The organism is Simplicispira sp. GW247-4R2A, from assembly GCF_059424465.1.
The window spans coordinates 40930-53845 of the sequence record NZ_JBWKZM010000008.1; the positions used below are offsets into that span (position 1 = coordinate 40930).

The window sequence follows — 12916 nt, forward strand, 5'->3', positions numbered from 1 at the left end:
TTTAACGGCGCCAAATAAGCCCTCGGTGAGGGCGTGCAACGGGAATGCGTCAAAAATAGATTGCAAACCCGGACCGGATGGTGACTTGCTCTGCTTGTGAATCTGCATTCACTCTGACCGGTTGAGTGAGCAGCGATTTTTCAGTTACTGGCATCTGGGTACTGAGATTTACCAGGCCGTGACGTGCTGCCAGATGAAGCAGTTTGAAATCGCTGTTGACATCAAGCTTTTGCCGAATCAGCGAGAGATAGTTGAGTACCGTTTTGTGACCGAGTTGCATGGATCCGGCAATTTCGGCTGCCGATTCACCCTGGACGAGCATACGCAGTACTTCGAACTCCCGGGGCGTGAGGTGGGTGAATGCGCTCTCTCCATCGACAGCTTCCTGGGCAAGTGTTTGGGCGATCTCAGGCGAAAATACGCGCTTGCCGGCAGCGATGCAACGAATGCCTTCGATGACCTCTTCTGGTTCGCAGTATTTGGTGAGATAGCCATGAGCGCCACTGCGCAGTGCCTGGGTGACGTAACCGGCGTCCTCGTGCATTGATAGGACGAGGACTCTAAGTTTCGGCTGGCGGGTGAGCATGCCGCGAATGGCCTCTATGCCGCTACTCCCTTTGAGGCTGAGGTCCACCAGAGCCACATCTGGAGTGGTGCGCAGCACGAGTGCGTTCGCTTCATCAGCCCTGGCGGCTTCGCCAACGACTTGCAGGTCAGGTTCGGCATCGAGCAGGCGGCGGTAGCCCGTTCTTACGACAGCGTGGTCATCGACCAAAATGATGCGGATCATATTTTCTCCTGTGGTACGAGTTTCCTCAGCGGCAGACTGATTTGAAGCAGCAGGCCCTGCGACTTTCCCGGGCCAATGCTCAGGTGGCCATCCACCATGTGCAGCCTCTCCTCAATCCCAAGCAGCCCGCTGCGGCGAGGCAAGCCCTCCGGCGGCAGGCCACTGCCGTCATCTTCAATACGCAGAACAAGAACGCAGGCGGTTGTTTCGACGGTGACCCTACAGCAGCAGGCGCCGCTGTGTCGGACAACATTGGTCAGCGCCTCTTGAACAATGCGGTACAGAACCAGCCCGATGTCGTTGTCCAAGCAAGGCAGCTCTGCGGGCATCTCAAGCTTGAAACTAATTCCCGACACCCGCTGTTGCCAACTGCCCAGCAGTTCACGTAAGGCGCTGGCCAGACCTGATGCATCCAGACCGTGCGGCCGCAGGCTTTTGAGCATGTCTCGCAGTTGTTTGCCGCTGGTGCGGATGTCTCGACGCAAATCCTGGGCGCATTCGGTCAGACGTTGGGTGTCGATCTGCTCGGCATTGCGTTCGAGATAGGCCGCTGTGAAGCCAATGGCGGTCAGCGTTTGCCCCATCTCGTCGTGCAAGTCTCTCGCCAAGGTCCGCCGTTCGTCTTCCTGCACCTCTATCAGTTGGCGGGAAAGGCGCCTCCGTGCTGCATGCGCAGTATCGAGTGCCGCCGCAAGATCGTTGATGGCGCCCGCCACCTGTTTGAATTCACGCAATGTGAAGCTGGGGAGCGCTGGGTCTTTCTCGCCCCTGGCCAAACGCTTGAGACCGGCTTCCAGATCGCGAAAGGGAACCAGCGCGCGTTCAACCGACCACCAGGCGATCAGTAACGTTGCTCCAGAAAATAACAGCAAGGTGTTGCAAAGACGGACAGTGTCACCCAATCGCTCTTCAATTTCCGAGGCCGGATTGGGGGCAATGTACAGCGTTTGATGGCCCAGGCGTACCCGCCGAGCTGTGGTTGCTGAGTCAATTCCAAGCATTCCAATCAACCGACTTGTGGCCGAAGGACCGTTTGCTGGTGCCGCCGAATCGTCGGTACTGACGCTCAGATGACGCAGTTGGCCGTTATTGAGAATGGCTGCCAAGCGGCTGGCGGCCTCTGCAGGAGACAGTTCGTGCTCGATTTGGCCCATTTCGAGCAGCACTTTGACCAGTTGTTCCGAGGCGGCGATCTCGGTGGAGACGTCGCTGCGCAGCGAGTACAGATTGATCAGCACCGCTGCGAGCATTAGCAGCAGCAAAAGCGCTCCGAGAAAGCGGACCAATTGTCGTCTGAGATCCATCGCCTGCCTTATGCCGAAAGATGAAATATCGGCAGCAGATTTCGTGCCCGATCTGGGCGAATGGGTGATTCAGAGGAAAGTGCTGATCAAGCCGGGCATTTCTCCCGGTTTGATGGTGGCCGCATCCTGAGACATCCAGGTGCTCGGGATTGCATACTTTTGCTGCCGGTTGGTTTGGACGAACCAACTTGAGGTATTGGGGACGTTACAACGTTAATTCAAGGAGACACAAAACAATGGAAGCAATCAGGTTCAATCCGCGCCAAACCCTTCTCGCAGCTCTTATGATTACTGCTTTCTCTGCCCCGGCAATTGCTGCCGGCAGCAAAGTAAGTTGGGAAGATATCGTCAATGACGCCAAAACTCCGGGGGATGTCCTAACCTACGGTCTTGGGCTCAAAGCGCAACGCCATAGCACGTTGACAAAACTCAACCCCGCCAATGTCGGAAATCTTGTGCCAGCCTGGAGTTTCTCATTCGGTGGTGAAAAACAGCGCGGCCAGGAAGGTCAGGCATTGGTACACGACGGTGTCATCTACGTGACCAGCTCATATTCGCGCATGTTCGCGATGGACGCCAAGACTGGCCAACGCCTATGGGAGTATGAATACCGGCTTCCGGAAGATATTCGTCCATGTTGCGACGTTGTTAATCGCGGCCCGGCCATTTACGGCGACAAGGTTTTCTTCGGCACGCTCGATGCCAGCATCGTCGCCCTCAACAAGGACACCGGCAAGGTCGTCTGGAAAAAGAAATTTGGCGACCACAAAGTTGGCTACACAATGACCGGTGCACCCTTTGTCGTCAAGGACCAGAAGACCGGCAAAATGCTGCTGATCCACGGCTCCTCGGGCGATGAATTCGGCGTGGTCGGTTGGCTTTACGCCCGTGATCCGGACACTGGCGAGGAAGTCTGGGCGCGGCCGCTGGTCGAAGGCCATATGGGTCGCCTCAACGGCAAGGACAGCGTGACTACGGGTGATGCCAACGCGCCCTCCTGGCCGCGCGATAAGGACGGCAAACTGGTTGATGCCTGGAACCATGGTGGCGGCGCTCCTTGGCAGACGGCCAGCTTCGATATAGAAACCAATACCGTGGTTATTGGCGCCGGCAATCCCGGACCATGGAACACCTGGAAGCGCACCAAAGAAGGCGACGATCCGCGCAATTGGGACAGTTTGTTTACCTCGGGGCAAGCCTACGTGGATGCCAGTACTGGCGAACTCAAGGGTTTTTTCCAGCACACGCCGAACGACGCCTGGGACTTCTCTGGAAACAACTCTGTCGTTCTCTTTGAGTACAAAGATCCGAAGACTGGCAAGCAGGTCAAGGCATCAGCGCACGCTGACCGCAACGGTTTCTTCTTCGTCACCGACCGCGAAAAGCTGGCTACCGGTGCTGGTTACCCGAATAAGCCGACCTCGCTGATTGGCGCCTGGCCGTTCGTTAAAGGCATTACCTGGGCTACCGGTTTTGACCTGAAAACAGGTCGACCAATCGAAAATAACGGCCGCCCGCCGTTGCCTGAGGCCGGTGCCGACAAGGGGAAAACAGTTTTTGTGTCGCCGCCATTCCTTGGAGGTACCAACTGGATGCCCATGTCGTACAGCACAGAAACAGGGCTGTTCTACATTCCATCCAACGAATGGGGGATGGATTACTGGACCGAGCACCTGACCTACAAGGCGGGTTCCGCGTATCTCGGCCAGGGTTTCCGCATCAAGAAGCTGCATGACGATCATGTCGGCGTGTTGCGTGCCATTGATCCGGTCACCGGCAAGATTGTCTGGGAGCACAACGAGAAATTCCCGCTCTGGGCCGGCACCTTGACCACGGCTGGTGGCCTGGTGTTCACCGGAACGTCGGATGGCTACGTCAAGGCTTTCGATGCCAAGAATGGCAAGGAACTGTGGAAGTTCCAGACCGGCTCAGGCGTGGTTTCGGTGCCGATCACCTGGGAGATGGATGGTGAACAGTACGTGGGTATCCAGTCCGGCTACGGCGGCGCCGTACCACTGTGGGGCGGCGACATGGCGGACTTGACCAAGCAGGTTACCCAGGGCGGCTCGATGTGGGTCTTCAAACTGCCCAAGATGGCGGTGGCGGCCCGTTAAGGGCTATCGCGCGGCGACTTGTAGGGTCGTCGCGCTTTTGTATCGAGATTCTGATGCCATTGCGAACACTGCTTTTTGCCCTTCTCACGCTGTCGGCTGCAGCGGTCTGCGCGCAGCCGACCCACTCTGAACCTCTGGTCATGAACGGCTGCGGCATTTGGCCGCACGCACAGTGTCGAGGTGTTGACTTGCGCCACGCGAAACTGGCCGGGAAAAATCTGGCCGGAGCCGATTTGACCGGTGCCAACCTGGCTCGTGCCGATCTGCGCGGGGCCAATCTGGCGGGCGCGATCCTGGATGGTGCGGACCTGACCGCCGCCCGTCTCAACCAGGTCAGCGCCCCGACGGCGACTTTCCGGGGGGCAAAAATGATTGGTGCCGATTTGGAGTTTGCGCGCTTGATGCGAACTGATTTTTCGGGGGCCGACCTCACGGGCGCCAATCTGGAAATGGCCCGCCTTAATTTTGCTTGGTTTGTCGGTGCCCGTTTGACCAATGCGAATCTGCAGGAAACGAAATTTGTCACCACCGATCTGAAGAACGCCAATATGGAAGGCGCCTTCTTTAAGTACACCATATTTCCGGATTCGTTTTTCGAAGGCTGCATCGGTTGCCCGACGGACTATTGACTATGAAGAGCAACGTATTTATCCGCTGGGGACGCAGCACCCTCGGGCTGCTGCTGATGGTTTTTGCGCTTATCGCGCCGGCAGCAGAGGTTGCGATAGCGCCGGCACTTGACTTGTCCGACTTGCCGCCGCTTGGCGATGTATGGCTCAAAAATAATCCCTATCGGGGTAACCAGACCGCGGTGGAAATTGGGAAATCAGCCTTTAATCAATCCTGCGCACGGTGCCATGGTGTTGACGCCAATCCGCATGGCGGGATGCCGGCGCCTGATTTGCGCCAAGTAAATCGCTATTGCCGGCGAATTACAGAGATTGGTTTGAAAGCCGCCTGCATGACGGACAACGATCAATATTTCTCTAAAAGCGTGCGGGAGGGTAAAAAGATCGTTGGCGTGGTCCATATGCCGAGTTGGAAGCCGGTTTTGAGTCAAGAGGTTATTTGGGCGATCCAGGCTTTCATTGAATCTGCCAACGAAACCTCCATTCAATCTGGAGCCGATGAAAATAAGCCATGAAAATAGATGTTGGCTAGCAGTGATGTAACGCAAAGCCCCAACGTTGGCGGATGTCAATCCGGCAGACTGCAATAGCACCCGCGCGCCCGGCTCCGTCGGCGGGCTCTGACCTGCGCCTGATTATAAAAATAACCGAAAAAACAAGCTGTCAAACGTCATGGATGTCAGGAAATAGCCGGCCATGGCACTTTGCTTTGACATGCATGGCTTCTTGGGATGCACGAAACGATTTTATTTGCGACCCTAAACACACTCAATTTTTATATTCAAGGAGACAAAGTGATTTTTTCAAAAACCCCCATTTCCCATTTACTTGTATCTATGGCACTTGGCTTGGCTGCTGGCGCTGCTCTGGCACACGGCGACGTGGTCCCGCAAGCGGTGGACACGACCGGACTCAAGTCGGTAGGTACTGCGTGGCTCGCGTCCAACCCTTACCGTGGAGACAAAACCGCAATCCATATAGGTGCCTCTGCCTATAACCAAAATTGCGCCCGATGCCACGGTTTAGAGGCCAAATCCGGCGGTATTGCGCCGGATTTACGCTATTTGCCAACAGGTGACGAAGGCGACGAAATATTCCTTAACCGTATTCGTCACGGATCAACGCGCGACGGCCGAGTTTACATGCCGCCGTTTGAGGGCATTTTCTCGCAAGAGGCCATGTGGGCGATTCGCGCTTGGCTGGAGACGGTCCACGTCGACTAAACCGTGTCGCTTGCGGAAATAACACCAGGCGGCAAGCGGGTCTGCGTCTCCAATGGAAAAGACGATGAAGTTAAGCGCCGTCGATTCGACGAGCCTTGCCATGGTGGCGACCATTGAGGTGGCAGTGGCCTTGGCATATGGCGGTGACGTCGGTTGGATTCCGCCCTGCTTGCGGCGTGCAGCGCCCTCACTGCCGCCAGAAAAAGATGGCCGTCATCACCAGACCCGTCAGCACAATGCCGCCACGCAGCCAGGGCGCGGGAATGCGCCGGGCCACCCGCGCGCCGCCGTAGCCGCCCAGGGTGGCGGCCACCATCATCATCAGCGCCTGCGGCCACAGCACCACGCCGCCTGCAGCGTAGATGGCGACGGCAATGGCGGTGAGCAGGGCCGAGACCCAGTTCTTCAGCCCGTTCATGGCGTTCAGGTTGGTTTGGCCGAGCAGCCCGAACAGCGCCAGCAGCAAGATGCCCAGGCCGCCGTTGAAATAACCCCCGTAGGCCGCAACGATCAGCACGCCCGCTGTCGCTTTGGCGGTGGACGGCTTGCCCCCCGCCGTCCATTCGCGCAGCTTGGGCCCCAGCGCAAACAGCAGCGTGGCGGCCAGCAGCAGCCAGGGCACGATGACGGAAAACAGGTCGTTGGACGTGACCAGCAGCAGGCCCGCGCCCGCCGCACCGCCGACGAGCGAGAGCACCACCAGACGCGGCATGGAGAGCCCTGGCGGCGGCTGCGTGTCTTCGCGAAAGCCCCAGGCACCGGCCATGTAGCCGGGCAGCAGAGCGACGGTGCCGGTGGCGTTGGCCACTACCGGGGGGACGCCTGTAAAAACAAGTGCGGGCAGCGTCAGGAAGCTGCCTCCTCCGGCAACGGCATTGAGGGCGCCAGCGACGAAGGCGGCGGTGAGGAGGAGGGCGGTGTCGAGCATGGCCCCCGATGCTAAACCCGCCGACTTGGCCGATTGCGTTGCTTTGGGGCGGAGCTGTATTGTGTTGCGCAGGCGGCTCAGTACAGGTAAACAGCGCCCACATGAACGGGGTTGTAGATCGGCCCTGCCGGCGCGCCCGAGTTGTTGGCCTGGTCGCCTTGGATGCCAGTGGCCAGGCTGTCTTCGCCTGGGGCGCTTACGGCCAAGGTCTTGCCATCGGTGGATAGGGAAACGCTGCTGCCAAACATATCGCCTGCATCGGTGTTGCTGGCCTTCATGTAAGCCTTTTGGCTCCATGCATTGCCGCCGCGCTGGAACAGATACACGGCGCCGGCGCCCCCGGCCGATGCATCGGCCTGGTTGGTGTTGAAGCCGAAGCCACTGCTGGCTTCAGCCATGGCCCCGACCGCCAGCGTGCCGCCGTCGGCGGACAGCGCGAGGCTGGATCCAAACCAGGCATTGACCTGGGTGTTGGTGGCCTTGATATAGGCCTGCTGGCTCCAGTTGCTTGCGCTGCGCGTGAATACGTAGGCAGCCCCGGCGCGAATCAGGGAGCGCACGCCGGGTGCGCTATTGACTCCCGTAGCGTTGCTCGATTCGCCAATGGCACCAACGGCCAAGGTGTCGCCTTCGGCTGAGAGGGCCACGCTGTAGCCGAACTGATCCAGTTCGCCGGGGTTGCTGGTCTTGACGTATGCCTGCTGCATCCACGGGCTGTCGCCGTTGCGGGTGAAGACATACGCCGCACCGGCGACGGACAGGGATACGTCGGTCTGGTCTGCGTTGATGCCGGTGGCTGCGCTGCGCTCACCCCATGCTCCCACGGCCAGGGTGCGTCCATCAGCGGCCACTGCGACCGAAGCGCCAAACTGTGCGCCCTGGAAGGTGTTGCTGGCCTTGAGGTAGGCTTGCTGGCGCCAACTGTCGGCGGCTTGGGCGAATACATACACCGCTCCGGCGCGCGCTGCGGATGTGTTCTGCTGGTTCCCGTTGATGCCGGTGGCATTGCTCGCTTCCCCCGGAGCGCCCACGGCCAGAAGTTTCCCGTCGGCGGAAAGGGACACATTGCTACCGAAACGGGCGGGGTCGCGGACGTAGCTGCCTGCGACGATGTCCATTGCGAACTGGGCCGCTTCGGCCGTGTTGCTGGCCTTCAAGTAGGCCTGCTGGCTCCAGGCGCCGCTGCGGCGGGTGAAAACGTACGCAGCTCCTGCCCCAGGGGTCATGGTGTTCGTCTGGTCGCCATCCACGCCGGTGGCATTGCTGGCCTCGTTGGGCGAGCCCACCGCCAGGATGTTGCCGTCGCCCGAAAGAGAAACGCTGGCGCCAAATTGGGTAATGAAGGGAGCCCCTCTCTCGTTAACGACTTGTTTGGTGTTGCTCGCCTTGACATAGGCCTGCTGGCTCCAGCCGCTGCCCGAACGGGCAAATACGTAGACCGCGCCCGCCCCTTCCACCGAGTTGTCGGCCTGGTCGCCATCGATGCCGGTCGCCTTGCTGGATTCTCCGGGGGCACCGACTGCGAGGGTGCTGCCATCGGCCGAGAGCGCAACGCTTGCGCCATACCCGTCATTTTTGCCACTGTTGCTGGCCTTGAAATAGCCAATCGCCTGGGTCAGGTCGGGCACCAGCGTGGAGCTGAACGCACCGCAGCCGCTGGCGTCGCAGGCGCGCACCCGGTAGCTGGCATTGACCCGCTCGGTGAGCAGTTGTGGAGCCAAACTATGCGCATAGCTTGTGCCGGTGAGCGCGCCGCCTATCTGCGTTTCTGGAAGGGGGCCGGCCGTACCGTCCGGGTCTTCGTAAAGCCCGTAGCGCGCAGCGCCAACGCTAGGGCTCCAGCTGAAGCTGTAGCCTTTGACCGTGTAGCCCACAGCAAAGGCGGCCGGTGCACCCAGGTTGGCGTTGTCGGGTGGGGCATCAGCGCTGCCGCCCCCGCAACTGGCCAGTGCCAGCGCCAGCGGCGTGAGCACCAGCAGCGCAGTGCGCCGGAGTGAACGGGCTTGGCTTTTTAAACGGTTCTTTGCAACGGGCACGGACATCGTCTCCATCCTCCAGCGGAATAAAAGAGGAATTGTCTCCCGGTGCAGGCGCGAATCTGGCAAATCGAAGTAAGCAGACGTAGACTCATGAGATGCTGGCAGCCTCTCCGGCGCTCTCCGGCGCGCTGGTGGGGGTGCGCGCTCTCAGGCGTAGGGGTTGGCAAACCCCAGTTCACCCAGGATGGCGGTTTCGTACGCTTCCATCTCCTGGGCATCCTGCGCGCTGGTCTCATGGTCCCAGCCCTGGGCATGCAGGGCGCCATGCACCAGCAGGTGGGCGTAGTGCTCTTCCAGGGTTTTGTTCTGCTCCAGCGCCTCGCGCGCCACCACCGGGGCGCACAGCACCAGGTCGGCTAGCACTGTGGGTTCCTGCGCATAGTCGAAGGTGAGCACGTTGGTGGCGTAGTCCTTCTGGCGGTAGTCGCGGTTGAGCTGGCGGCCTTCGTCTTCGTCGACGATGCGCACGGTGATCTCGGCGTTGGTGGAAAGGGCGTGGCGAATCCAGCGCGCCACCCGGTGGCGCGCCAGCACGGCGCGGTGCTCGGGGGCGGCGGCAAAGCGCGCGAATTGCAGGGACAAGGCAAGTGCAGGCAGAGCCATATATTTATAGTGTTTTAGGCCTCTAGCGCTTATCCGATAAGCGTTAGCAGCTATATAAAAGCTAGCGACTACGTCGCCCGCGCACGCCCCGGCCGCCCGGCGGCGTCGTAGGCATCGACGATGCGAGCCACCAGGGGGTGGCGCACCACGTCCGCGCTGGTAAAGCGCGTCACCGAAATGCCTTTGATGCGCTTCAAGATGCGTTCGGCTTCGACCAACCCGCTCATCGCGCCCTTGGGCAGGTCGATCTGGCTCACGTCGCCAGTCACCACGGCTTTGGCGCCAAAGCCGATGCGGGTGAGGAACATTTTCATCTGCTCGGGTGTGGTGTTCTGCGCTTCGTCGAGGATGACGAAGGCGTTGTTCAGTGTGCGTCCGCGCATGAAGGCCAGCGGCGCGATTTCGAGCTGGTTGCGCTCGAACGCCTTTTGCACCTTGTCGTAGCCCATCAGCTCGTACAGCGCGTCGTACAGCGGGCGCAGATAGGGGTCAACTTTTTGCGCCAAATCGCCCGGCAGGAAACCCAGGCGCTCGCCCGCTTCCACGGCAGGGCGCGTGAGCACAATGCGCTGCACGGCCGAGCGCTCGAGCGCATCCACCGCGCAGGCCACGGCCAGATACGTCTTGCCGGTGCCCGCCGGCCCGATGCCCAGGCTGATGTCGTGCGTGGCGATGTTGGCCAGGTACTGCGCCTGGGTGGCGGTGCGGGCGCGCAGGTCGGCGCGGCGCGTGGTCAGCTGCGAGCCGTCCACAACGGCATCGACCAGCTCGCTGTCGCCGGCCAGCATGAGCTGGACCGTTTCGTCGCTCACCGGGCGCTCGGCGATTTCGTAGACCGCCTGCAGCATCTCCATGGCCTGCGTGGCGCGTGCCTTGGGGCCATCCACCTTGAACTGCTCGTGCCGGTGCGCAATGCTGACCTGCAGCGCCGCCTCGATGGTGCGCAAATGGCAGTCGGCCGGACCGCACAGGTGCGAGAGGCGCGAGTTGTTGTGGGGAGTGAAGGTGTGGCGCAGGATCACGCTGATAATTCCGGGCGGTAAAGCAAACGGTGAAGCGCCACACGCGCTGTCAGCGCGATTTGCGCGGTGTGCGCAAAGTGACAAGAAGGACTGCAATGATAGGCAAGTTGACCGGCATCCTGCTGGAGAAGAATCCCCCCGAGGTGCTGCTCGATTGCCACGGCGTGGGTTACGAAGTGCAGGTGCCCATGAGTACCTTCTACAACCTGCCGGCGCTGGGCGAGCGCGTCAGCCTGCTCACGCAGTTCATTGTGCGCGAGGATGCGCAACTGCTGTACGGTTTTGCCAGTGTGCAAGAGCGCGCCGCTTTCCGCGAGCTGATCAAGGTGGCCGGCGTCGGCCCGCGCACGGCGCTGGCGGTGCTCTCTGGCATGGGCGTGGGCGATCTGGCGCAGGCCATCACCTTGCAGGAGGCGGGTCGCTTGGTGAAGGTTCCTGGTATTGGCAAGAAAACGGCCGAGCGCTTGCTGCTGGAGCTCAAAGGCAAACTAGGCGCCGAGCTCTCGGGCACGGCGGCCCTGGCCAAGAGCGACGCGCAGGCCGATATTCTGCAGGCGCTGCTGGCGCTGGGTTACAACGACAAGGAAGCGGCAGCGGCACTCAAGGCGCTGCCGGTGGATGTGGCGGTGAGCGATGGCATCCGGCTGGCGCTGAAAAGCCTGGCGAAATAGCGGCGGTGCGCGGATTGCGCAGGAACAACAAGGAACAGGTATGCAAATCAGAGCGGGCGCAATGCGCTGGACGACATGGCTCTTGGTGGTTGCGGGCCTCACGGCTTGCGGTGGCGGCGCAGACGATGCGACGCAGCCGGCACGGACGCAGGCTGCGCCGCTGCTGCAATCCGAGGCATGGGTTCAACCGTCTGGCGTGCAGGCACAGGTCGGTGTCAAGGCTCGGGCTCTGACACCAGCCGCCGTACCCTTGCCGGCGCAGGTGCAATTGGGCGAACTCGTCCGGGAAAAAGGCGCTGCACTGCAAGAAGGTGGTGCGCGGCTGGTGGGCGTGCCCCGTGCACTTGCCGAAACGGCCGCGCCCGATGGTCTTGCCGCCCGGTTGCATTGGCAGGACACACCGACTGGCGCCAAGGTTGCGGCACTGAGTGTCTCGGCGAGCGGAGCGCAAGGCTTGCGGCTCGCACTGCACGTAGAGGCCTTGCCAGCCGATGCCTTGCTGCGGGTGTACGGCCAGGCGCGGCCCGAGACGGTCTATGAAGTAGCCGGACAGCAGGTGTTGGACGCCATTGCGCGCAATCTGGCAGCAGGGGAAACCGGTGACGCTGCGCACACCTGGTGGACGCCAGAACTTGGCGCAGACGAGCAGACGCTGGAGATTGAGCTTGCGCCCGGCACCGACCCGCAGGCCCTGCGTATCTCGGTGCCGCGGGTTTCGCACATCTTCGAAGATCTGTCGGTACCGCCGGAGGGCGCACTGGTCAGCAAAATCAACGAGTCAGCCACCTGCAACTTGGACGCAAGCTGCTACGACGAGGTCGCTGCGCAGCGCAATGCGGTGGCGCGCATGGTGTTTACCAAGGACGGCAGCACCTACGCGTGTACGGGAACACTGCTGAATGACCTGGCCTCTTCGGGCACGCCGTATTTTCTGAGCGCCAACCACTGCATTTCTACTCAGGCAGCAGCCAGCAGCCTACAGACCGACTGGTTTTACCGGTCCCCCACCTGCAACAGCCGCACGCTCTCGTCGGCCTCGGTGCGCCGCTTTGGTGGAGCTACCTTGCTGTATGCCAATGCCGCAAGCGACACCGCTCTGGTGCAACTCAATGACGCTCCCCCGCCCGGCGCTGTATTCGCGGCCTGGGACGCCACGCCGCAAGCGAGCGGATCTGCCGTATTTGGCCTGCACCATCCGAGCGCCGATCTGCTCAAGGTGAGCTTCGGGACATTGATGGGCCCGTTGTCCTGCACCAGCGGCGCTGGAACGGATTTCACCTGCAGCGGGAGCACGGGCAATTACTACCGGGTGCAATGGTCTAGCGGAACCACGGAGGGCGGCAGCAGCGGCTCGGCCTTGTTTCGCGGTGGCTACGTGGTAGGGACGCTGTATGGCGGAGCGGTCAGCTGCACCGCAACCGGGGGGTTTGACGTGTATGGGCGCCTGGATGTGGCGTACAACGACGGAATCAAGAAATGGTTGGCCGGCAGCGGCAGCGGCAGCGGCAACGGCAGCGGGGACGGTGGTGGGGTCTCGACGCTGGGCAGCCTATTTCGGACAATGCTGAGCCCAAAATAACTTCCCCCAAATGC

The 12916-nt window shown here is 60.9% G+C and carries 12 protein-coding genes; 6 read left to right on the forward strand and 6 right to left on the reverse strand.

Features of this window, described 5'->3' with window-relative positions; genetic code table 11:
• Positions 1-49 precede the first annotated feature (49 nt).
• Positions 50-790: a response regulator gene (locus tag AC07ZH_RS07515; protein ID WP_495199199.1), complete on the reverse strand. Its 741-nt coding sequence runs from the start codon at positions 788-790 to the stop codon at positions 50-52.
• Positions 787-2094 carry a sensor histidine kinase gene (locus tag AC07ZH_RS07520; protein WP_495199200.1) on the reverse strand — a complete coding sequence of 436 codons (1308 nt, stop codon included), beginning with the start codon at positions 2092-2094 and terminating at the stop codon, positions 787-789. The genes AC07ZH_RS07515 and AC07ZH_RS07520 overlap by 4 nt, the downstream gene beginning before the upstream one ends.
• Before the next feature lie 284 nt (positions 2095-2378).
• On the opposite strand from AC07ZH_RS07520, the gene AC07ZH_RS07525 reads away from it, so the two are divergent.
• The 4 genes from AC07ZH_RS07525 (at position 2379) to pedF (ending at position 6060) form a co-directional block, all read left to right on the forward strand.
• Complete coding sequence (locus tag AC07ZH_RS07525; protein ID WP_495199283.1) at positions 2379-4208, forward strand: methanol/ethanol family PQQ-dependent dehydrogenase; 1830 nt, start codon at positions 2379-2381, stop codon at positions 4206-4208.
• Positions 4209-4261: 53 nt separating this feature from the next.
• A complete protein-coding gene (locus AC07ZH_RS07530; RefSeq protein WP_495199201.1) occupies positions 4262-4837 on the forward strand; it encodes a pentapeptide repeat-containing protein in 576 nt (191 codons plus the stop codon).
• 2 nt (positions 4838-4839) lie between these two features.
• A complete protein-coding gene (locus AC07ZH_RS07535) occupies positions 4840-5352 on the forward strand; it encodes a c-type cytochrome (RefSeq protein ID WP_495199202.1) in 513 nt (170 codons plus the stop codon).
• Between the two features lie 321 nt (positions 5353-5673).
• Positions 5674-6060, forward strand: a complete 387-nt coding sequence (pedF, locus tag AC07ZH_RS07540; protein ID WP_495199284.1) for a cytochrome c-550 PedF — start codon at positions 5674-5676, stop codon at positions 6058-6060.
• A gap of 187 nt (positions 6061-6247) precedes the next feature.
• Here pedF and AC07ZH_RS07545 read toward each other — a convergent pair whose 3' ends face one another.
• The 4 genes from AC07ZH_RS07545 to AC07ZH_RS07560 all read right to left on the reverse strand — a co-directional run bounded on the left by AC07ZH_RS07545 (position 6248) and on the right by AC07ZH_RS07560 (position 10652).
• Complete coding sequence (locus AC07ZH_RS07545; protein ID WP_495199203.1) at positions 6248-6988, reverse strand: sulfite exporter TauE/SafE family protein; 741 nt, start codon at positions 6986-6988, stop codon at positions 6248-6250.
• 77 nt (positions 6989-7065) lie between these two features.
• Complete coding sequence (locus AC07ZH_RS07550) at positions 7066-9030, reverse strand: FG-GAP repeat protein (protein ID WP_495199204.1); 1965 nt, start codon at positions 9028-9030, stop codon at positions 7066-7068.
• Between the two features lie 144 nt (positions 9031-9174).
• Positions 9175-9630 (reverse strand): rRNA maturation RNase YbeY, encoded by a 456-nt coding sequence (gene ybeY / locus AC07ZH_RS07555; protein WP_495199205.1) that lies wholly within the window; start codon positions 9628-9630, stop codon positions 9175-9177.
• Positions 9631-9698: 68 nt separating this feature from the next.
• On the reverse strand, positions 9699-10652 hold the full coding sequence (locus AC07ZH_RS07560) for a PhoH family protein (RefSeq protein WP_495199206.1): 954 nt from the start codon (positions 10650-10652) through the stop codon (positions 9699-9701).
• A 95-nt stretch (positions 10653-10747) separates the two neighbouring features.
• Between AC07ZH_RS07560 and ruvA the strand changes: the two genes are divergently transcribed.
• Together ruvA and AC07ZH_RS07570 are read left to right on the forward strand one after the other, a co-directional pair.
• Positions 10748-11323: a Holliday junction branch migration protein RuvA gene (gene ruvA, locus AC07ZH_RS07565; protein ID WP_495199207.1), complete on the forward strand. Its 576-nt coding sequence runs from the start codon at positions 10748-10750 to the stop codon at positions 11321-11323.
• A 40-nt stretch (positions 11324-11363) separates the two neighbouring features.
• Positions 11364-12902, forward strand: a complete 1539-nt coding sequence (locus AC07ZH_RS07570) for a trypsin-like serine peptidase (protein ID WP_495199208.1) — start codon at positions 11364-11366, stop codon at positions 12900-12902.
• Positions 12903-12916 lie beyond the last annotated feature (14 nt).

Coding starts and splice junctions, on each gene's coding strand:
- AC07ZH_RS07520 (WP_495199200.1), bottom strand. CDS start 2,094: ATGGATCTCAGACGACAATTGGTCCGCTTTCTCGGAGCGCTTTTGCTG.
- pedF (WP_495199284.1), top strand. CDS start 5,674: ATGGCACTTGGCTTGGCTGCTGGCGCTGCTCTGGCACACGGCGACGTG.
- ybeY (WP_495199205.1), bottom strand. CDS start 9,630: ATGGCTCTGCCTGCACTTGCCTTGTCCCTGCAATTCGCGCGCTTTGCC.
- AC07ZH_RS07525 (WP_495199283.1), top strand. CDS start 2,379: ATGATTACTGCTTTCTCTGCCCCGGCAATTGCTGCCGGCAGCAAAGTA.
- AC07ZH_RS07530 (WP_495199201.1), top strand. CDS start 4,262: ATGCCATTGCGAACACTGCTTTTTGCCCTTCTCACGCTGTCGGCTGCA.
- AC07ZH_RS07535 (WP_495199202.1), top strand. CDS start 4,840: ATGAAGAGCAACGTATTTATCCGCTGGGGACGCAGCACCCTCGGGCTG.
- ruvA (WP_495199207.1), top strand. CDS start 10,748: ATGATAGGCAAGTTGACCGGCATCCTGCTGGAGAAGAATCCCCCCGAG.
- AC07ZH_RS07550 (WP_495199204.1), bottom strand. CDS start 9,030: ATGTCCGTGCCCGTTGCAAAGAACCGTTTAAAAAGCCAAGCCCGTTCA.
- AC07ZH_RS07570 (WP_495199208.1), top strand. CDS start 11,364: ATGCAAATCAGAGCGGGCGCAATGCGCTGGACGACATGGCTCTTGGTG.
- AC07ZH_RS07545 (WP_495199203.1), bottom strand. CDS start 6,988: ATGCTCGACACCGCCCTCCTCCTCACCGCCGCCTTCGTCGCTGGCGCC.
- AC07ZH_RS07515 (WP_495199199.1), bottom strand. CDS start 790: ATGATCCGCATCATTTTGGTCGATGACCACGCTGTCGTAAGAACGGGC.